General features: G+C 57.1%; 24 protein-coding genes. 1 reads left to right on the top strand and 23 read right to left on the bottom strand.

The genetic code is table 11. The annotated features are described in order from the left end of the window. Positions 1-3 precede the first annotated feature (3 nt). The 16 genes from rplF to rplC all read right to left on the bottom strand — a co-directional run bounded on the left by rplF (position 4) and on the right by rplC (position 7,513). Positions 4-537 (bottom strand): 50S ribosomal protein L6, encoded by a 534-nt coding sequence (gene rplF / locus V6M89_RS11240; protein ID WP_116992807.1) that lies wholly within the window; start codon positions 535-537, stop codon positions 4-6. 10 nt (positions 538-547) lie between these two features. Next, positions 548-943: a 30S ribosomal protein S8 gene (gene rpsH, locus V6M89_RS11235; RefSeq protein WP_008444325.1), complete on the bottom strand. Its 396-nt coding sequence runs from the start codon at positions 941-943 to the stop codon at positions 548-550. Between the two features lie 14 nt (positions 944-957). After that, on the bottom strand, positions 958-1,263 hold the full coding sequence (gene rpsN, locus V6M89_RS11230) for a 30S ribosomal protein S14 (protein ID WP_008444324.1): 306 nt from the start codon (positions 1,261-1,263) through the stop codon (positions 958-960). Between the two features lie 7 nt (positions 1,264-1,270). Then, positions 1,271-1,810 (bottom strand): 50S ribosomal protein L5, encoded by a 540-nt coding sequence (gene rplE / locus V6M89_RS11225; protein ID WP_008444321.1) that lies wholly within the window; start codon positions 1,808-1,810, stop codon positions 1,271-1,273. Positions 1,811-1,816: 6 nt separating this feature from the next. Further along, a complete protein-coding gene (gene rplX, locus V6M89_RS11220; protein ID WP_008444319.1) occupies positions 1,817-2,131 on the bottom strand; it encodes a 50S ribosomal protein L24 in 315 nt (104 codons plus the stop codon). 9 nt (positions 2,132-2,140) lie between these two features. Continuing rightward, positions 2,141-2,509 carry a 50S ribosomal protein L14 gene (rplN, locus tag V6M89_RS11215; protein WP_008444317.1) on the bottom strand — a complete coding sequence of 123 codons (369 nt, stop codon included), beginning with the start codon at positions 2,507-2,509 and terminating at the stop codon, positions 2,141-2,143. A gap of 264 nt (positions 2,510-2,773) precedes the next feature. Continuing rightward, positions 2,774-3,043: a 30S ribosomal protein S17 gene (rpsQ, locus tag V6M89_RS11210; protein WP_008444314.1), complete on the bottom strand. Its 270-nt coding sequence runs from the start codon at positions 3,041-3,043 to the stop codon at positions 2,774-2,776. Beyond that, positions 3,040-3,231: a 50S ribosomal protein L29 gene (gene rpmC / locus V6M89_RS11205; RefSeq protein WP_020704377.1), complete on the bottom strand. Its 192-nt coding sequence runs from the start codon at positions 3,229-3,231 to the stop codon at positions 3,040-3,042. Before rpmC ends, rpsQ begins: the two co-directional genes overlap by 4 nt. A gap of 12 nt (positions 3,232-3,243) precedes the next feature. After that, positions 3,244-3,663 carry a 50S ribosomal protein L16 gene (gene rplP / locus V6M89_RS11200; RefSeq protein WP_020704376.1) on the bottom strand — a complete coding sequence of 140 codons (420 nt, stop codon included), beginning with the start codon at positions 3,661-3,663 and terminating at the stop codon, positions 3,244-3,246. Between the two features lie 2 nt (positions 3,664-3,665). Then, entirely contained in the window at positions 3,666-4,469 is an 804-nt protein-coding gene (gene rpsC, locus V6M89_RS11195; RefSeq protein WP_008444300.1) for a 30S ribosomal protein S3, read from the bottom strand. Positions 4,470-4,479: 10 nt separating this feature from the next. After that, positions 4,480-4,812: a 50S ribosomal protein L22 gene (gene rplV / locus V6M89_RS11190; protein ID WP_173595008.1), complete on the bottom strand. Its 333-nt coding sequence runs from the start codon at positions 4,810-4,812 to the stop codon at positions 4,480-4,482. Further along, complete coding sequence (gene rpsS / locus V6M89_RS11185) at positions 4,809-5,084, bottom strand: 30S ribosomal protein S19 (RefSeq protein ID WP_008444295.1); 276 nt, start codon at positions 5,082-5,084, stop codon at positions 4,809-4,811. The genes rplV and rpsS overlap by 4 nt, the downstream gene beginning before the upstream one ends. A 10-nt stretch (positions 5,085-5,094) precedes the next feature. Beyond that, complete coding sequence (rplB, locus tag V6M89_RS11180; protein ID WP_020704372.1) at positions 5,095-5,922, bottom strand: 50S ribosomal protein L2; 828 nt, start codon at positions 5,920-5,922, stop codon at positions 5,095-5,097. After that, positions 5,922-6,236, bottom strand: a complete 315-nt coding sequence (rplW, locus tag V6M89_RS11175) for a 50S ribosomal protein L23 (protein WP_008444291.1) — start codon at positions 6,234-6,236, stop codon at positions 5,922-5,924. The genes rplB and rplW overlap by 1 nt, the downstream gene beginning before the upstream one ends. Next, positions 6,233-6,853, bottom strand: coding sequence for a 50S ribosomal protein L4 (gene rplD, locus V6M89_RS11170; RefSeq protein ID WP_026334873.1), 621 nt, complete (start codon positions 6,851-6,853; stop codon positions 6,233-6,235). Before rplD ends, rplW begins: the two co-directional genes overlap by 4 nt. Positions 6,854-6,856: 3 nt before the next feature. After that, complete coding sequence (gene rplC / locus V6M89_RS11165) at positions 6,857-7,513, bottom strand: 50S ribosomal protein L3 (RefSeq protein WP_020704370.1); 657 nt, start codon at positions 7,511-7,513, stop codon at positions 6,857-6,859. Between the two features lie 287 nt (positions 7,514-7,800). Between rplC and V6M89_RS11160 the strand changes: the two genes are divergently transcribed. After that, positions 7,801-8,583, top strand: coding sequence for a PEP-CTERM sorting domain-containing protein (locus V6M89_RS11160; RefSeq protein ID WP_332853255.1), 783 nt, complete (start codon positions 7,801-7,803; stop codon positions 8,581-8,583). A gap of 32 nt (positions 8,584-8,615) precedes the next feature. On the opposite strand, the gene V6M89_RS11155 is transcribed toward V6M89_RS11160, so the two are convergent. The 7 genes from V6M89_RS11155 to rpsL all read right to left on the bottom strand — a co-directional run bounded on the left by V6M89_RS11155 (position 8,616) and on the right by rpsL (position 17,640). Next, entirely contained in the window at positions 8,616-9,461 is an 846-nt protein-coding gene (locus V6M89_RS11155; RefSeq protein ID WP_332853254.1) for a DUF817 domain-containing protein, read from the bottom strand. Between the two features lie 125 nt (positions 9,462-9,586). Further along, a complete protein-coding gene (locus V6M89_RS11150) occupies positions 9,587-12,403 on the bottom strand; it encodes a TonB-dependent receptor plug domain-containing protein (protein WP_332853253.1) in 2,817 nt (938 codons plus the stop codon). 307 nt (positions 12,404-12,710) lie between these two features. Next, complete coding sequence (rpsJ, locus tag V6M89_RS11145; RefSeq protein WP_005663509.1) at positions 12,711-13,028, bottom strand: 30S ribosomal protein S10; 318 nt, start codon at positions 13,026-13,028, stop codon at positions 12,711-12,713. A 129-nt stretch (positions 13,029-13,157) separates the two neighbouring features. Next, positions 13,158-14,348: an elongation factor Tu gene (tuf, locus tag V6M89_RS11140; protein WP_020704295.1), complete on the bottom strand. Its 1,191-nt coding sequence runs from the start codon at positions 14,346-14,348 to the stop codon at positions 13,158-13,160. A gap of 69 nt (positions 14,349-14,417) precedes the next feature. Further along, positions 14,418-16,523, bottom strand: a complete 2,106-nt coding sequence (fusA, locus tag V6M89_RS11135) for an elongation factor G (protein ID WP_332853251.1) — start codon at positions 16,521-16,523, stop codon at positions 14,418-14,420. Positions 16,524-16,637: 114 nt separating this feature from the next. Continuing rightward, positions 16,638-17,108, bottom strand: a complete 471-nt coding sequence (gene rpsG / locus V6M89_RS11130; protein WP_008444271.1) for a 30S ribosomal protein S7 — start codon at positions 17,106-17,108, stop codon at positions 16,638-16,640. Positions 17,109-17,256: 148 nt separating this feature from the next. Continuing rightward, positions 17,257-17,640, bottom strand: coding sequence for a 30S ribosomal protein S12 (gene rpsL / locus V6M89_RS11125; protein WP_008444270.1), 384 nt, complete (start codon positions 17,638-17,640; stop codon positions 17,257-17,259). Between the last annotated feature and the right edge of the window lie 74 nt (positions 17,641-17,714).

Below are 17,714 nucleotides of genomic sequence, written 5' to 3'. Positions count from 1 at the left end.
TAGTTACTTCTTCTTGGTTTCTTTAATCTTAACCACTTCGTCCGAATAACGGACGCCCTTGCCCTTGTAAGGCTCAGGGGAGCGGTAAGCGCGAACTTCAGCAGCCACTTGGCCCACTTGCTGACGGTCGATCCCTTTGATGATGATCTCCGTCGGCGTTGCGGTTGCGCAGGTGACGCCGGCTGGCATCGAGTGCACTACAGGGTGCGAGAAGCCCAGCGACAGATTCAGCTTGTCGCCTTGCGCTTGCGCCTTGTAACCCACACCAACCAGGTTCAGCTTTTTCTCGAAACCCTTGGTCACGCCAGTGACCATGTTGTTGACCAGTGCGCGCAGCGTACCGGACATGGCATTGGCTTCGCGGCTGTCATTAGCGGCGGCAAAGCTCAGGGTTCCTGCATTGTTTTCCACCGTTACCTGGCCGTTCAGGGCCTGGGTCAAGACGCCCAGCGGGCCCTTGACGGTGATCGCTGCTGCGGAGATGGCGACTTCAGCGCCAGCTGGCACAGCGATTGGCATTTTAGCTACACGAGACATGTCTAACTCCTTATGCGACGTAGCAAATAACTTCGCCGCCGACACCGGTAGCGCGTGCTTTGCGGTCAGTCATGACGCCTTGCGGAGTCGACACGATCGCCACACCCAAGCCATTCATCACAGTAGGGATCTCGTCTTTGCCCTTGTAGACGCGCAGGCCCGGACGGGACACGCGCTCAAGGCGCTCAATGACGGGACGGCCAACATAATACTTCAAACCGATTTTCAGTTCCGCTTTGCCACCAGCTTCGGCTACGGCGAAATCTTCAATGTAACCCTCGTCCTTGAGGACGTTGGCAATCGCAATTTTAACTTTCGACGATGGCATGGCCACGGTCGTCTTTTGCACGCCTTGGGCGTTACGAATGCGGGTCAGCATATCGGCGATAGGATCGCTCATACTCATTGCATATTCTCCTATTACCAGCTTGCTTTAGTCATACCCGGGATCTCACCACGCATGGCGAATTCACGGAGCTTGATACGGCCCAGACCGAATTTACGGAAGGTGCCGCGTGGACGACCGGTGACGGCGCAGCGGTTACGCTGGCGGGTCGGAGCCGAGTTACGTGGCAGCGCTTGCAGTTTCAGGCGCGCTTCGTAACGTTCTTCTTCCGACTTCGACTGGTCATCAATGATGGCCTTCAGCGAAGCGCGCTTGGCAGCAAACTTGTTTGCCAGGTCGACGCGTTTCTGCTCACGGTTAATCAGTGCGAGTTTTGCCATGATCTTCTTAGTTCCTGAACGGGAATTTAAAGGCGGCGAGCAGAGCTTTCGCTTCGTCGTCGGTCTTGGCGGTGGTGGTGATCGAAATATTCATACCACGCAGCGCATCGATCTTGTCGTACTCGATTTCCGGGAAGATGATCTGCTCTTTGACACCGATGTTGTAGTTACCACGACCATCGAACGAACGGCCATTGACACCACGGAAATCGCGCACGCGCGGCAGAGCCACGGTGATGAAGCGATCCAGGAACTCGTACATGCGAGCGCCGCGCAGGGTGACCATGGTACCGATCGGGTAGCCTTCACGGATTTTGAAACCCGCGATAGCTTTGCGCGACTTGGTGGTCACTGGCTTCTGGCCAGCAATCTTAGTCAGGTCGCCGACAGCGTGTTCGAGGACTTTCTTGTCCGCGATGGCCTCACCAACACCCATGTTCAGGGTGATCTTGGTCAGACGTGGAACTTCCATCACCGACTTGTAACCGAATTTCGCGGTCAGGTCAGCGACGACTTTTTCTTTATAGAATTCTTGGAGACGTGCCATGATTTCTTAAGCCTTCACTACTTCGCCGGACGATTTGAAGACGCGGACTTTTTTGCCATCCACTTCTTTGAAACCGACACGGTCTGCCTTGCCAGTCGCTGCATTGAACAATGCAACGTTGGACACGTGAATCGGCATAGTCTTATCGACGATACCACCTTGTACGCCAGTCATTGGGTTAGGCTTGGTCGCTTTTTTAGCGACGTTGACGCCTTCAACCACGACATGCTCAGCATCGATACGCTGCTGAACGACGCCACGTTTGCCCTTGTCTTTCCCGGTCAGAACGATGACTTCGTCGTTTTTACGAATCTTATCCATTACGACTCCTTACAGGACTTCCGGTGCCAGGGACACGATCTTCATGAACTTTTCAGTACGCAGCTCGCGCGTCACTGGTCCAAAAATACGGGTACCGATCGGTTCCAGCTTGGCGTTCAGCAGAACGGCAGCGTTGCCGTCGAACTTCACCAGGGAACCGTCTTGGCGGCGAACACCTTTAGCGGTGCGCACTACCACGGCGTTATAAATTTCACCTTTTTTGACACGACCACGTGGCGCAGCAACCTTAACGGTTACCTTGATCACGTCGCCAATGCCAGCATAACGGCGCTTGGAGCCGCCCAATACCTTGATGCACATTACTTCTTTGGCACCGGTATTGTCAGCCACTTCGAGCCGGCTTTCAGTTTGAATCATAGTATTCTCTTTCCCAACTTAAGCCGAAGAATCCACACAATGCGGACCTGCGGTCAGTCTTGGTCCCGCCAGAGCGCTCATGAAGAGCCCACTGTTTGGGTGCTTGACCTTCGTCTTGCTACTGACCGCACGGTTCAGCGTCTGTGGCCAGACACTTTGCGGCGTTACATGAACGAAGCCCGCAAGTATTACATACAACTCGCGGGCTTGCAAGAACTAATTGAAAATCGCCCCCGGCCCGAAGACCGGAGGCGACGACTTCAATTAAACGATTTGCGCGGCTTGCACCACGCGCGTCACGGTCCATGCCTTCGTTTTGGAGATCGGACGACCTTCCACGATTTCCACCGTGTCACCGGCTTTCACCTGGTTGGTCTCGTCGTGCGCGTGATACTTGTTCGAGCGCACGATGATCTTGCCGTACAAAGGATGCTTGACGTGACGTTCGATCAGAACGGTGACGGTTTTGTCCATCTTGTCGGACACCACTTTACCGATCAGGGTGCGCTTGAGCGACTTTACTGGTTCGGTCATTTGGCTTCCTTCGTGTTCATTACCGTTTTTACACGTGCGATATCGCGACGTACCTTCTTGAGCTGCGAAGTGTTGCTCAGCTGCTGCGTAGCGGTTTGCATACGCAGGCCGAACTGGGCCTTCAACAGGTCATTCAGCTCTTTTTGCAGAGCTGCCTGGTCTTTGCCGCGGAGTTCAGATGCTTTCATATTTCACTCCTGTTATTGGCCGACTTGACGGACCACGAAGGTGGTCGCCAGTGGCAGTTTGGCAGCGGCCAGGCGGAATGCTTCGCGCGCCAGTACTTCGTCTACGCCGTCCATTTCGTACAGGACTTTGCCCGGACGGATTTCAGCGACGTAGTATTCCGGATTACCCTTACCGTTACCCATACGGACTTCGGCAGGCTTGTTCGAAATTGGCTTGTCCGGGAAGATACGAATCCAGATACGGCCACCACGTTTGATGTGACGGGTCATGGCGCGACGTGCGGCTTCGATCTGGCGTGCCGTGATACGACCACGGGCAACGGCTTTCAGACCGAACTCACCGAACGACACCGAAGTGCCGGTGCCATGCGAAATGCCGGTGTTGCGGCCTTTCTGCTCTTTACGATACTTCCTGCGTGCTGGTTGCAGCATGATTATTCTCCTGCTTTCTCGGCCGGCTTGGCGGCAGTGCGAACACGAGCGCCTGGAGCCGCTGGCTTGGCGCCGGCGCCTGCTGGACGCGGACGGCCAGCTGGTTTGCCGTCGTCACGACGTGGGCCACGTGGCTTCTTCTCGTCCGGCGGGGTATCGATGACTGGCGCATCGCCGTTAGGCGCGCGGTCACCCTTGTATACCCACACCTTGACACCGATGATGCCGTAGGTGGTCGAAGCTTCGCTGGTGCCGTAGTCGATATCGGCGCGCAGGGTGTGCAGTGGCACACGGCCTTCGCGATACCACTCTTTACGAGCGATTTCGATACCGTTCAGACGACCCGACGACATGATCTTGATGCCCAGGGCACCCAGACGCATGGCGTTTTGCATCGCGCGCTTCATGGCGCGACGGAACATGATGCGTTTTTCCAGCTGTTGAGCGATGGAATCGGCGATCAGTTGCGAGTCGATTTCCGGCTTGCGGATTTCTTCGATGTTCACGTGGACAGGAACGCCCATGATCTTGGTCAGCGCCGACTTCAGCACTTCGATGTCTTCGCCTTTTTTACCAATGACCACGCCTGGACGCGAGCTGTAGATCGTGAAGCGTGCGTTCTTGGCTGGACGCTCGATAACGATGCGGCCGACCGAAGCGTTCTTCAGCTTGGTCTTCAGGTAAGCGCGCGCCTTCAGATCTTCGTTCAGCATCGAAGCGAAGTTGCTGTTGCCCGCGTACCAACGCGATGCCCAGTTACGGGTAACCGACAGGCGGAAGCCGGTTGGGTGAATTTTTTGACCCATTTTTAGCTCCTTAGTTGCCGACGGTCACGTAAATGTGACACGATTGTTTCGAGATGCGATCGCCCCGGCCCTTAGCGCGTGCAGTGAAGCGCTTCAGGATCGGGCCCTTTTCGACGTAAATGACTTTTACGAACAGTTCGTCGATGTCGGCGCCATCATTGTGCTCGGCGTTCGCGATTGCGGACTCCAGCACTTTCTTGATGATGGTCGCGCCCTTTTTTGGGCTGAATTGCAGAATGTTGAGTGCAGCGTCAACTTTCTTGCCGCGGATCTGGTCAGCCACGAGGCGACCTTTTTGATCCGACAAGCGCACACCCTTGAGGATAGCTTTGGTTTCCATTATTTCTTCGCCTTCTTGTCAGCGGCATGGCCCTTGAACGTGCGGGTCAGCGCGAATTCACCGAGCTTGTGACCAACCATGTTCTCGGAAACGTACACTGGCACGTGCAGCTTGCCATTGTGGACGGCGATCGTCAGGCCGATGAAGTCAGGCATGATGGTCGAACGACGGGACCAGGTTTTGATTGGCTTTTTGTCTTTGGCAGCTTGCGCGGCTTCGACTTTTTTCACCAGGTGGGCGTCACAGAACGGCCCTTTTTTCAATGAACGAGTCATGTGCTACCCCTTATTTCTTGCCGCGGCGCGAGACGATCATGGAAGAAGTACGCTTGTTGCTGCGGGTCTTCTTACCCTTAGTCTGTTGGCCCCAAGGCGACACTGGATGACGACCAGCTGCAGTTTTACCTTCACCACCACCGTGCGGGTGATCGACCGGGTTCATGACCACACCGCGAACGGTAGGACGAACACCGCGCCAGCGCATCGCGCCAGCTTTACCGATTTTACGCAGGCTGTGTTCGGCATTGCCGACTTCACCCACGGTTGCACGGCACTCGATGTGCACGCGACGCACTTCACCCGAACGCAGGCGAACCTGAGCGTAGGTGCCGTCACGGGCCATCAGGACCACGCCGGCGCCGGCGGAACGGGCCATTTGGGCACCCTTACCTGGCAGCATTTCGACGCAGTGCATGACGGTACCGACCGGGATGTTGCGGATCGGCAGGCAGTTGCCCGACTTGATCGGCGCTTCCGAACCATTCATCACCGCATCGCCAACGGACATGCCCTTGGTTGCGATGATGTACTGGCGTTCGCCGTCGGCGTAGCACAGCAGGGCGATATTCGCGGTGCGGTTTGGATCGTATTCGATACGTTCCACTTTCGCTGGAATGCCATCCTTCTGACGCTTGAAGTCGATCAGGCGATAGTGCTGCTTGTGACCACCGCCGATGTGGCGGGTGGTGATGTGGCCGTTGTTGTTACGACCAGCAGTTTTCGATTTTTTCTCAACCAGGGCTGCGAACGGACGACCTTTGTACAGGTCCGGGTTCACAACTTTCACCATGCCGCGACGGCCTGGGGAGGTTGGCTTCATCTTAACGAGTGCCATTATTTAGCCTCCTCGGAGAAATTGATTTCCTGGCCAGGTTTCAGGCACACGAAAGCACGCTTGGTATGGTTGCGGCGGCCGGTGTGAGCACCGGAACGCTTCTGCTTACCTTCGCGGTTGACGGTCTGCACCGATTCCACTTCCACTTTGAACAGCAGTTCAACAGCGGCTTTGATTTCTGGCTTGGTCGCGTCGGTGGTTACACGGAACACGATCTGTTCGTTCTTTTCCGCGACCATGGTGGCCTTTTCGGAAATGACCGGAGCCAGCAGCACCTTCATCAGGCGCTCTTCGCTAAATTTCAATGCGCTCATGCCAGCATCTCCTCAATCTTAGCCAGTGCAGCTTTGGTGACCAGGATCTTCTTGTAGAACACCAGGGACATTGGATCTGCGTGACGTGGTTCAACAACCAGTACGTTAGGCAGGTTACGCGATGCCAGTTCCAGGTTTTCGTTGGCGACGTCGGTGATGATCAGTACCGAGTCAAAGCCCATGCCGGTCAGCTTTTGCGACAGCAGCTTGGTCTTTGGCGCTTCGATCGTCAGGTCTTCGATGATCGTCAGGCGATCTTCGCGGGCCAGCTGGGACAGGATCGAGCAGATACCTGCGCGATACATCTTCTTGTTCACTTTGTGGGTGAAGTTCTCGTCAGGCGAGTTCGGGAAGATGCGACCACCGCCGCGCCACAGTGGCGACGACGACATACCAGCACGAGCACGGCCGGTACCTTTTTGGCGCCATGGCTTCTTGGTCGTGTGGTGGACTTCTTCACGGTCTTTTTGTTTACGGTTGCCGCTGCGAGCATTGGCTTGGTAAGCAACGACGACTTGGTGGATCAGGGCTTCGTTGTAGTCACGGCCGAAGATGGTATCGGCGGCAGCTACGTTAGAGGCGGCTTGACCTTGAGCGTTCAAGAGCTTGAGTTCCATCGTTTAAGCTCCCTTCTTTGCTTTAACTTTGACAGCAGGCGATACAACAACCTGGCCATTTTTCGCGCCTGGGATCGCGCCTTTGACCAGCAGCAGCTGACGGTCGGCATCGATACGGGCGATTTCGAGGTTCTGCACCGTGCGGGTGACGTCACCGAGGTGACCGGTCATGCGCTTACCAGGGAACACGCGGCCTGGATCTTGCGCCATACCGATGGAACCTGGAACGTTGTGCGAACGGGAGTTACCGTGGGTAGCACGGCCCGAAGCAAAGTGGTGACGCTTGATGGTACCGGCGTAGCCTTTACCGATCGTGACACCTTGAACGTCGATCTTCTGACCGACTTCGAACAGGGAAGCAGCAACTACGTCGCCAGCTTTCAGTTCGGCGGCTTTAGCTGCGTCAACGCGGAACTCTTTCAACAGAGTACCAGCTTCGACACCGGCTTTAGCGTGGTGACCAGCAACAGCCTTCGTTACGCGGGAAGCGCGACGTTGACCGAATGCGACCTGAACCGCGGTATAACCGTCGGTTTCAGGAGTTTTGATTTGCGCAACACGGTTGTTCGATACGTCCAACACGGTGACTGGGATCGAATCCCCGTCATCGGTGAAGATGCGCATCATACCAACCTTGCGACCGAGAAGGCCAAGGCTCATTTTTTCTCCAATTCCCACCTACGATTGGGCGGGGATATGTTGAACTACTAAAATTAGTACGGACCAATAAAAAGACGTATCCATACCGAAGCCGGCTAGTGTAGCGCGAAAAGACCCTTGACGCAACAACTTAATACGGGGTATGTCGGGTTTCGCGCCGCCGATTTGCGCGGCAGGGAGGGAAGGCCGGGACACTGATTGCCTTATCCGTTATATTTTATTTTTAACAATAAAAATATGATAACATTTTCACCCCGGGCGCCCTGCCCCTACCGTCGGAGCATCCCATGAAAATGAAACACCTCGCCCTCGCCGCCACGCTGGGACTGACCCTTTCGCTGACCGCGCCGCTCAGCCAGGCGGCGCTGACCAATGCCGGCTCATCCGTGACCAATCTTCAATTCCAGGTGACCGATCTGACGCCCGGCGACGCCCAGGCCGGCGGCATCACGGTGAAGTACCGCCAAACCGCATATGAGGTCGAGGCCGGCTTCGCCACCTTCAAGGACTACAGTGATTTCCGGGCAGTAAGCGACTCTCGTACCGACCTGGACAGAAAAGCGTGGATTAGCACCGGTGACTTCGGCGACCTCCGGGCACGCGCGGAAAGTAGCAATATTCCGCCTCCTTACATGCCTACGGACGCGCGAGCCAACATTTGGCAAAGCATGACTTTTTGGCTGCTGCCGCATAGCGCGATCAGCCTTTCCGGCCATGCGGCCGGCTTCGCCCAGCGCGATGCGGGGGTGGAGAACGGACAGGGACTCGCACGGACGGCCGCCTCACTGTCCAGATTGGGCAGCGACCATGCGGAGCTCGGGTATTTTTCCAAAAATGTCAGTCTGGACGCACTCACCAGCCAGGCAGGGTACAGCGGCGACTTTCTGTTCGAGTATGCGAACAATAGCGACGACGCACAGTACCTCTTCTGGAATATTTATACGACATCCCAAGCCTGGATCTTCACTCCCGATCCGATACCTTCGGTGCCGGAGCCGGAAGGCTACGCCATGCTGGGCGCCGGGCTGATGTTCCTCGGCCTCATGGCGCGCCGCCGCAAGCCCGGCTAACCCCGCGCCACGCCCGCCCCGGCGGCGGGCTGTCAATGCTCGGGCACGTGGATGCTGGCCTTGATGTGCTTGAGGTGGGCGACGATGGTGAAGGTCATCACCACCAGCAGCGACCACGAGCTCCATTTGTTCACGTGCACCGCCGACCACGCGCCCAGCTGGTTGGGATAGCGCCACACGCCCCAGAAGGTGCTCAGGTTCTCGGCCAGCCAGATGAAGAAGCCGATCAGCACGAAGGCCAGCAGCATCGGCATGCGGCGCTCGCGGTCCAGCGGCCGGAACACCACCGTGGTGCGGGCGTACAGGCCCAGCGCGCAGGTCGCCAGGTACCAGCGGTAGTCGCCGATGTAATGGTGGGTAAAGAAATTCGCATAGATCAGCACGGCGATCAGCACCGCCATCCAGTACGGCGGATGATGCCGGATGCGCAAGTCGAACAGGCGCCAGGCCTGGATGATGTAGCTGCCCACCGCCGCGTACATAAAGCCCGAGAACAGCGGCACGCCCCACAGCTTGGCGTAGGCGAAGTCGGGATAGCTCCATGACTGGATCGTGCCCGACACCTTGAACACTTCCAGCGCGAAGCCGACCACATGGAACAGGCTGACCGCCTTCAGCTCGTCCCAGGTCTCCAGCCCGGCCCACACCATGCCGAGCTGGATCGCCAGCGCCACGATCAGCAGCACATCGTAGCGCGGCAAGCCGAGCACGCCGGCGCGCGGCGTCAGCAGCACGGCGCCGAAGAACAGCGCGACGAACAGGCAAGCCCTCGCCTCCTTCAGGCCGAAGTACAGGAACTCGGCCGCGAAGCGTGTCCGGCCGTGCAAGCCCTGGCGGGCGGAATGGTCGAGCAGGTGGTGGTCCAGCGCAGCAAGCATGGTCGTTACGGTCGAGTATTTGGCAAGCGACTCTAGCGCTACGGCGCGCCCCTGTCCAGCAGCAACAGACGAAAAAAAAAGCCGGGCAGCAAGTGCCCGGCTTTCAGCCTTCCAGTTCTAAGCGATTAGAAGGTGTAGGCGGCGTTCACACCGAAGGTGCGGAACAGCGGCAGCGGATTGCCCGCCACAGCGTAGCCGTCGCGATAGTTGATCGGCGAATCCTGGTTCAACAGGTTGTTGATGAACAGGCTCAGCTTGACGTTCTTGATACCGGTGTAGGCCAGGTTGTAGTCCACGGTGGTGGTGCTGCGTACACGGTTGCAAGCGGCCATGTTCTCCGGCGCCACCTTGTTGGTGATGCAGTAGTCTGGCGTATCGTCGCTGTTCAGGCTGTAGCCGCTGGTGTAGTTCAGCGTAGCGCCATGGTCGAACGCGCCAACTTTCATCGAAGCACGCAGCTTGGTGCGCAGACGCGCGCCGATGTCGTAGTTGCCGGCCGCATTCATGCCGTAGGCGTTGTCGGCCACCACGAAGGACTGGTAGTTCAACGCGTAAGTGCCTTCCATCTTCAGGCGCAGGTCGCCAACGTTGGCGATCTTGATGCGGCCGGTCAGGTCGAAGTCAAAGCCGGAAGCACGGGTCTTGCCGGAGTTGACATACGGGTTGTACACCAGGCCCAGCTTGCCGATGCCCTGGAAGGTGGTGGTGGTGCCCGGAGCGTATTTCTTCACCAGCGCCAGGAACTCGTTGTCGGTGGCGGTGTTGTCTACGCGGATCAACTGGCCGGCAGGCAGCGCGGCTTCGTTTTTCAGCACGTCGCCAACCGAACGGGTGCCGATCTCATCCTTGCGCTCGATGTTGTAGTAGTCGAGGGCCAGGGTCCAGTTCTTGACCGGTTCAAACACCATGCCCAGCGTGTACGAACGCGAGGTTTCCGGCTTCAGGTCGGGGTTCGACTTGACAAAGCTCGGCAGCGACGACAGGCAGTCGAAGTTGCGATAGGTGTTGGCTTGCTGCTTGTCGACCGCGCTCGCGGTTTTGGAGTTCTGCACCAGGTTGTTCAGGTCCGAGGCGATCGGGCAGCGACGTGGGTCGACCACGTTGGTAGCCACCGAGCTGCGGCCCAGGCCATTGCCGGATTCGACGATGTTCGGCGCGCGGAAGCCGCCCGATGCGGTGCCGCGCAGCAGCAGAGCGTCGGTGACGTTGTATTTCAGGCCGACCTTAGGCGAAATGTGGGCTTCGTTGCCGCTGGTCTTGTCGGCGCGCAGGGCGGCGCTCAGTTCCACCTTCTTGACGACCGGGATGGTCGCTTCGGTGAACACGGCGTAGTGGCTGACGGTATCCTTGACTTGCAGGCCGAACACGCCGACCAGCTCGCCGTTCAGGACGTTGTCCGAGCTCGACATTTCATACGATTCACGACGCAGGTCGGTACCCACTGCAATGCTCAGCGGACCGGCCGGCAGTTGCGCCACGGCGCCCGAGACGGTGGCGTCGAAGAAGGAAATCTTCGACTTGCCCTTGGTGGTACGGACCGGGAACATCGATTCCAGCAGCGCCGTATCGTTTTTCTGGCCGAACTTATAGGTGTTGTTGACGATCGCGTCGGTGTAGCCCTTGGCGCTGACAGCGCGGGTGGCCTTGGTGGCCGCCGAGTCCATGTAACCGGCCGCCGATTTCCAGTCGAATTCGCCGATGGTGCCGTTCAGTGCCAGCATGACGCGGGTCTGGTCCGACTCGGTGCGGTTGAAGTTGAAGCCGTCGCCGGTGTCCAGCAGGCGGGCGCGGTACTCAACCGGGAAGGTGTAAGGGTTGCCATTGTTGCCAACTGGCAGTTTCGGATACGAGAACGGACCGACCATCTTGCCGGCGACCGCGTTGTACCAGACGCTGGTGGCGGTGGTGGTGCCGCCATTGTTGGAGCTGAACGGGGTAACGATGTAGTCGTTGCTGGCGCCGGCATTGGTGATTTCAAGGTTGGCGTCGATGTTGGCGCCGATCTTGAAATGGGTGTTGCTGACGGCGGCGTAGCGCTTGGCGTTGGTGGCCAGGCCGGAGTACGGCAGCGCGTCCCATTTGCACAGCTTGTCGGCTGGGTCGATCTGGTCGGCTGGGCAACCTTTGGCGGCAACGATGTTGGTGCTGCTCAGGAAGTAGTTACCGGTCGGCGAGTAGGTGCTCTTGGCATCCCAGGTCGAACGACCCGGGGTCTGGCGGTTCCAGGTCGGATACTTGTTGCGCAGTTCGCCGATGGTGAAGCCGTCGCTCTTGTAACCTTCGAAGGTCACGTAGGTATTAAAACCTTGCTTGTCGATGTCGCCATAGCCGTAGATGGCCGAAGCGTTGCGGCTGCGGCTATCCTGGAAGCCGTCGGCGGTGGTGTAGTTGACCGAAACCCGGCCGCCTTCGTAGTCCTTGCGCAGGATGATGTTGACCACGCCGGCGATGGCGTCGGAGCCGTAGATAGCCGATGCGCCGTCTTTCAGGATCTCGATGCGTTCGACCGCTTCGCTGGCGATCGCATCCAGATTGGTGAAGTTTTGCTGGGCGCCGTCGGCCAGACCATAGGAAGCGATGCGGCGACCATTGACCAGGATCAGCGTCGACACCTTGCCCAGGCCGCGCATGCTGACGCCGGACGAACCGGTCGCGAAGCTGCCCGAGCTGGCGGTTGCCGAATCGATGCTAGTGCTGGTGGCCGACGACGAACGCAGGATGCCGAGCACAGTGTGCTCACCGGTACGCTCGATGTCGTCGCGGTTCAGGATCTGGACCGAGGCGGAAGCTTCGTTGTCGGTACGCTTGATGCTGGAACCGGTAATTTCAACGCGTTGGAGCTTAGGTTCGGCTTCAGCGGCTTGCTGAGCGATGGCGTGCTGCGAGAACGCGACGGTCAATGCGATAGCGATCGCACTTTTTTTAAAAAGTGGTTTATTCAAGAACTGCTCCCAGATGTGGTGTAGATAATCTGCGCGTTCGCTATCGCTCACCGGGGTACGATGAGCCTAGCTTTTCACGTCTAATCGCAAATTCTGCACATACATGGTGCACCTGACAAGGGATACAGAACGTTACATTACAATTTAGTTAGTTTATTTGTGAGTTTGTTGTTTTATGGAACAATTTCTTCCAAAAACAGTGATGCAAACGACAATGGGGCCGGGCGCGTTCGCGTTGGCGAACAGGCCCGGCCCCATCATCAGCTGGCGGCGGAAAAAACAGCTCCGCCGGCCGGCTTAAAAGCGATTATTGCAGTTTGATTTCGACGTCAACACCAGCTGGCAGGTCCAGCTTCATCAGTGCGTCAACGGTCTTGTCGGTTGGGTCGACGATGTCCATCAGGCGCTGGTGGGTACGGATCTCGAACTGGTCGCGCGAGGTCTTGTTGACGTGTGGCGAACGCAGAACGTCGAAACGCTGGATGCGGGTTGGCAGTGGGACTGGGCCCTTGACAACGGCGCCGGTGCGCTTAGCGGTGTCAACGATTTCCAGTGCGGACTGGTCGATCAGCTTGTAGTCGAAAGCTTTCAGGCGGATACGGATTTTCTGGTTTGGTGCGGACATGATATTTCCTCAAAAGAGCGAACTGACAACTATGTAGCGTCAGCAATGTTTAAAAGAACGAGTATTACTGCAACAGGGTCGACATGGTATCACACCATGCCGACCCTGTTTCATCTCAGCGCTTAAAAATTAAGCGATGATTTTAGCAACAACGCCGGCGCCGACGGTACGGCCGCCTTCGCGGATTGCGAAGCGCAGACCTTCTTCCATCGCGATCGGGTTGATCAGCTTGACGGTGATCGACACGTTATCGCCTGGCATAACCATTTCTTTGTCCGCTGGCAGTTCGATCGAACCGGTCACGTCAGTCGTACGGAAGTAGAACTGTGGACGATAGTTGTTGAAGAACGGAGTATGACGGCCGCCTTCGTCTTTCGACAGAACATAGATCTCGCCGGTGAAGTGGTTGTGCGGCTTGATCGAGCCTGGCTTCGCCAGAACCTGACCACGCTGTACGTCTTCACGCTTGGTGCCGCGCAGCAGCAGACCGACGTTGTCGCCAGCCATACCCTGGTCCAGCAGCTTGCGGAACATTTCCACGCCGGTGCAGATGGTTTTGACGGTGTCGGTGATACCAACGATTTCGATCTCTTCGCCGACCTTGATGATGCCGCGCTCGATACGACCGGTAACCACGGTACCGCGACCCGAGATCGAGAACACGTCTTCCACTGGCATCAGGAAGGCGCCGTCCACTGCGCGCTCTGGCGTAGGGATGTAGCTGTCCAGTGCGTCGGCCAGAGCCATGATGGCTACTTCGCCCAGAGGACCGGTGTCGCCGTCCAGCGCTTTACGTGCCGAACCTTTGATGATAGGCAGGTCGTCGCCTGGGAATTCGTACTTCGACAACAACTCGCGAACTTCCATTTCGACCAGTTCCAGCAGCTCTTCGTCATCGACCAGATCGCACTTGTTCAGGAACACGACGATGTATGGAACGCCAACTTGACGGGCCAGCAGGATGTGCTCGCGGGTCTGTGGCATTGGGCCGTCGGCTGCGGAGCAAACCAGGATCGCGCCGTCCATCTGCGCTGCACCGGTGATCATGTTTTTGATGTAATCGGCGTGGCCTGGGCAGTCAACGTGAGCGTAGTGACGGGTAGCGGTTTCGTACTCGACGTGCGCGGTGTTGATGGTAATGCCGCGTGCTTTTTCTTCTGGTGCTGCATCGATCTGGTCGTAGGCTTTAGCTTCGCCGCCGAATTTCTTCGACAGAACGGTAGCGATCGCTGCGGTCAGGGTGGTCTTGCCGTGGTCGACGTGGCCGATGGTACCGACGTTGACGTGCGGCTTGGTCCGTTCGAATTTCTCTTTTGCCATTTTATTCTTCCTTAGAACAATGTTTTAAATATGCGCCCGGAGGATCTCCCCGGGCGCAAAAATTACAAATTACTTAGCTTTAGCGGTAACGATCGCGTCGATAACGTGCTTAGGCGCTTCCGAGTAGTGCTTGAATTCCATCGTGTAGGTAGCACGACCTTGCGTTGCGGAACGCAGGGTGGTCGAGTAACCGAACATTTCCGACAGAGGCACTTCAGCTTTGATGATCTTGCCACCGCCGCCTGGGATCTCGTCCATGCCCTGCACCATACCGCGGCGGGACGACAGATCGCCCATCACGGTACCGGCGTAGTCTTCCGGCGTTTCCACTTCCACAGCCATCATCGGCTCCAGAATAACTGGCGACGCTTTGCGGCAGCCTTCTTTGAACGCCATCGAAGCGGCCATCTGGAACGCGTTTTCGTTCGAGTCCACATCGTGGTACGAACCGAAGAACAGCGTGACCTTGACGTCGACCACCGGGTAGCCAGCCAGAACACCGGTGTTCAGGGTGCCGCGCACGCCTTTTTCCACCGCAGGGATGTATTCGCGAGGAACGGTACCGCCCTTGATCGCGTCAACGAATTCGAAGCCCTTGCCTGGTTCTTGCGGTTCGATCTTCAGAACCACGTGACCGTATTGACCACGACCACCGGACTGCTTGACGAACTTGCCTTCGGACTCTTCGCAAACCTTGCGGATCGTTTCGCGGTAGGCAACCTGTGGCTTGCCGACGGTCGCTTCCACGCCGAATTCGCGCTTCATACGGTCAACGATAATTTCCAGGTGCAGCTCGCCCATACCACCGATGATGGTCTGGCCCGACTCTTCGTCGGTCTTCACGCGGAACGAAGGATCTTCCTGAGCCAGACGGTTCAGTGCCAGACCCATTTTTTCCTGGTCAGCCTTGGTCTTTGGTTCCACAGCCTGTTGAATCACCGGCTCAGGGAAGACCATACGCTCCAGAATGATGATCGCGGTCGGATCGCACAGGGTTTCGCCGGTGGTCACGTCTTTCAGACCAACTGCGGCGGCGATGTCGCCGGCGCGAACTTCTTTGATCTCTTCGCGCTGGTTAGCGTGCATCTGCAGAATACGACCCAGACGCTCTTTACGGCCTTTGACCGAGTTGTACACGGTGTCGCCCGAATTGATGGCGCCCGAGTACACGCGGAAGAAGGCCAGCTGGCCGACGAACGGGTCGGTCATGATCTTGAAAGCCAGCGCCGAGAACTTCTCGTCGTCCGATGCTTTACGGGTGGTCGGCTGTTCGTCCTCGTCGGTACCGCCGACGTCGTCGATGTCCAGTGGCGACGGCAGGTATTCGATGACCGCGTCCAGCATGGCCTGTACGCCCTTGTTCTTGAAGGCGGTACCGCACATCATCGGAACGATTTCGGAAGCGATGGTGCGTTCGCGCAGCGCTTTCTTGATCTCGGCTTCCGACAGGTCGCCTTCTTCCAGGTACTTGTTCATCAGGTCTTCGGACGCTTCAGCAGCGACTTCAACCATCTTCTCGCGCCACTCGGCTGCCGACTCGGCCAGCTCTGCAGGGATGTCGACGTAGTCGAACTTCATGCCCTGGGACGCTTCGTCCCACAGGATGGCTTTCATCTTGACCAGATCGATCACGCCTTTGAAGTTTTCTTCAGCGCCGATAGGGATCTGGATCAGGACCGGGTTCGCCTTCAGGCGAGCGCGCATCTGCTCGTAGACCTTGAAGAAGTTGGCGCCGGTACGGTCCATCTTGTTGACGAAGGCCAGACGTGGCACTTTGTATTTGTTAGCCTGACGCCATACGGTTTCCGACTGTGGCTGTACACCGCCCACTGCGCAGTAAACCATGCAAGCACCATCCAGCACGCGCATCGAACGTTCAACTTCAATGGTGAAGTCAACGTGGCCTGGCGTGTCGATGATGTTGATGTGGTGCTCAGGGAAGTTGTTAGCCATACCCTTCCAGAAGCAGGTCGTCGCTGCCGAGGTAATGGTAATGCCGCGCTCTTGTTCCTGTTCCATCCAGTCCATGGTGGCGGCGCCATCGTGAACTTCACCGATCTTGTGGTTCACGCCCGTGTAGAACAGGACGCGTTCGGTGGTGGTGGTCTTACCTGCATCGATGTGAGCGGAAATACCGATATTGCGGTAGCGCTCGATGGGGGTCTTGCGGGCCATAATTATTCCTAAATCTTTGAATGGACAAAACCGAGCGCCATTTTTGCTGACAAAAATGAGCCCGGCCTCGAACAACAGATAACAGCCAGACCACGAAGGATCCGGCCGATTTGATTAGAAGCGGAAGTGCGAGAACGCCTTGTTCGCTTCAGCCATGCGGTGAACTTCGTCACGCTTCTTCATTGCACCGCCACGGCCTTCAGCCGCTTCCATCAGCTCACCGCCGAGGCGTTGTGGCATGGATTTTTCGCTGCGCTTGTTAGCAGCTTCACGCAGCCAGCGCATGGACAGAGCCATACGACGCACTGGGCGCACTTCAACCGGCACCTGGTAGTTGGCACCACCGACGCGACGGGATTTAACTTCAACCAGCGGCTTGGCGTTGTTGATCGCGGTAGCGAACACTTCCAACGGATCCTTGCCCGACTTGGCTGCGATGTGCTCGAAGGCACCGTAGATGATGTTTTCTGCGACCGATTTTTTACCGGACAGCATCAGAACGTTCACGAACTTGGCGACATCCGTGTTGCCGAATTTTGGATCCGGCAGAATCTCGCGCTTGGGTACTTCACGACGACGTGGCATATCAATTCCTTTCAATCTTCAGTTGAGGTGCGCAGATATGGGATTCGCACTCTCGCGGAGGCCATCATAGCCATCCACTTACTCGACCAATTGCGGTCGATTACATTCACTTAGTTAGTTGCCACTGAGCGAAAACTTTTAATGCAGATTACTTCTTGGCTTGCTTGGCACGCTTGGTACCGTATTTCGAGCGAGCTTGCTTACGGTCTTTAACGCCCTGGGTATCCAGTGCACCGCGAACCATGTGGTAACGCACACCCGGCAAATCCTTTACACGACCGCCGCGCAGCAGGACAACGCTGTGCTCTTGCAGGTTGTGGCCTTCACCGCCGATGTACGAAATGACTTCGAAACCGTTGGTCAGGCGAACTTTGGCCACTTTACGCAGAGCCGAGTTAGGCTTCTTTGGAGTGGTGGTGTACACACGGGTGCAAACACCGCGCTTTTGCGGGCTGTTTTCCAGCGCCGGCGATTTGCTTTTCACGGTCAGAGCGACGCGTGGATTGCGAATCAGTTGATTGATGGTTGGCATCGTTATAAACCCAACAAAATTACAACATTAATAACCCGGACGACTGTCCGGCGACTAAAACCTAGTCTCGATCT

Origin of the sequence: Duganella sp. S19_KUP01_CR8, assembly GCF_036688705.1 — a bacterium.
Classification (GTDB): Bacteria; Pseudomonadota; Gammaproteobacteria; order Burkholderiales; family Burkholderiaceae_D; genus Rugamonas.
This window is presented reverse-complemented; position numbering and strand designations above follow the sequence as displayed.

What these genes read in the sequence shown, in the direction of transcription:
- rplF (WP_116992807.1), bottom strand. Translation starts at nt 537, where the DNA reads ATGTCTCGTGTAGCTAAAATGCCAATCGCTGTGCCAGCTGGCGCTGAA.
- rpsH (WP_008444325.1), bottom strand. Translation starts at nt 943, where the DNA reads ATGAGTATGAGCGATCCTATCGCCGATATGCTGACCCGCATTCGTAAC.
- rpsN (WP_008444324.1), bottom strand. Translation starts at nt 1,263, where the DNA reads ATGGCAAAACTCGCACTGATTAACCGTGAGCAGAAACGCGTCGACCTG.
- rplE (WP_008444321.1), bottom strand. Translation starts at nt 1,810, where the DNA reads ATGGCACGTCTCCAAGAATTCTATAAAGAAAAAGTCGTCGCTGACCTG.
- rplX (WP_008444319.1), bottom strand. Translation starts at nt 2,131, where the DNA reads ATGGATAAGATTCGTAAAAACGACGAAGTCATCGTTCTGACCGGGAAA.
- rplN (WP_008444317.1), bottom strand. Translation starts at nt 2,509, where the DNA reads ATGATTCAAACTGAAAGCCGGCTCGAAGTGGCTGACAATACCGGTGCC.
- rpsQ (WP_008444314.1), bottom strand. Translation starts at nt 3,043, where the DNA reads ATGACCGAACCAGTAAAGTCGCTCAAGCGCACCCTGATCGGTAAAGTG.
- rpmC (WP_020704377.1), bottom strand. Translation starts at nt 3,231, where the DNA reads ATGAAAGCATCTGAACTCCGCGGCAAAGACCAGGCAGCTCTGCAAAAA.
- rplP (WP_020704376.1), bottom strand. Translation starts at nt 3,663, where the DNA reads ATGCTGCAACCAGCACGCAGGAAGTATCGTAAAGAGCAGAAAGGCCGC.
- rpsC (WP_008444300.1), bottom strand. Translation starts at nt 4,469, where the DNA reads ATGGGTCAAAAAATTCACCCAACCGGCTTCCGCCTGTCGGTTACCCGT.
- rpsS (WP_008444295.1), bottom strand. Translation starts at nt 5,084, where the DNA reads ATGACTCGTTCATTGAAAAAAGGGCCGTTCTGTGACGCCCACCTGGTG.
- rplB (WP_020704372.1), bottom strand. Translation starts at nt 5,922, where the DNA reads ATGGCACTCGTTAAGATGAAGCCAACCTCCCCAGGCCGTCGCGGCATG.
- rplW (WP_008444291.1), bottom strand. Translation starts at nt 6,236, where the DNA reads ATGAGCGCATTGAAATTTAGCGAAGAGCGCCTGATGAAGGTGCTGCTG.
- rplD (WP_026334873.1), bottom strand. Translation starts at nt 6,853, where the DNA reads ATGGAACTCAAGCTCTTGAACGCTCAAGGTCAAGCCGCCTCTAACGTA.
- rplC (WP_020704370.1), bottom strand. Translation starts at nt 7,513, where the DNA reads ATGAGCCTTGGCCTTCTCGGTCGCAAGGTTGGTATGATGCGCATCTTC.
- V6M89_RS11160 (WP_332853255.1), top strand. Translation starts at nt 7,801, where the DNA reads ATGAAAATGAAACACCTCGCCCTCGCCGCCACGCTGGGACTGACCCTT.
- V6M89_RS11155 (WP_332853254.1), bottom strand. Translation starts at nt 9,461, where the DNA reads ATGCTTGCTGCGCTGGACCACCACCTGCTCGACCATTCCGCCCGCCAG.
- rpsJ (WP_005663509.1), bottom strand. Translation starts at nt 13,028, where the DNA reads ATGTCCGCACCAAACCAGAAAATCCGTATCCGCCTGAAAGCTTTCGAC.
- tuf (WP_020704295.1), bottom strand. Translation starts at nt 14,348, where the DNA reads ATGGCAAAAGAGAAATTCGAACGGACCAAGCCGCACGTCAACGTCGGT.
- fusA (WP_332853251.1), bottom strand. Translation starts at nt 16,523, where the DNA reads ATGGCCCGCAAGACCCCCATCGAGCGCTACCGCAATATCGGTATTTCC.
- rpsG (WP_008444271.1), bottom strand. Translation starts at nt 17,108, where the DNA reads ATGCCACGTCGTCGTGAAGTACCCAAGCGCGAGATTCTGCCGGATCCA.
- rpsL (WP_008444270.1), bottom strand. Translation starts at nt 17,640, where the DNA reads ATGCCAACCATCAATCAACTGATTCGCAATCCACGCGTCGCTCTGACC.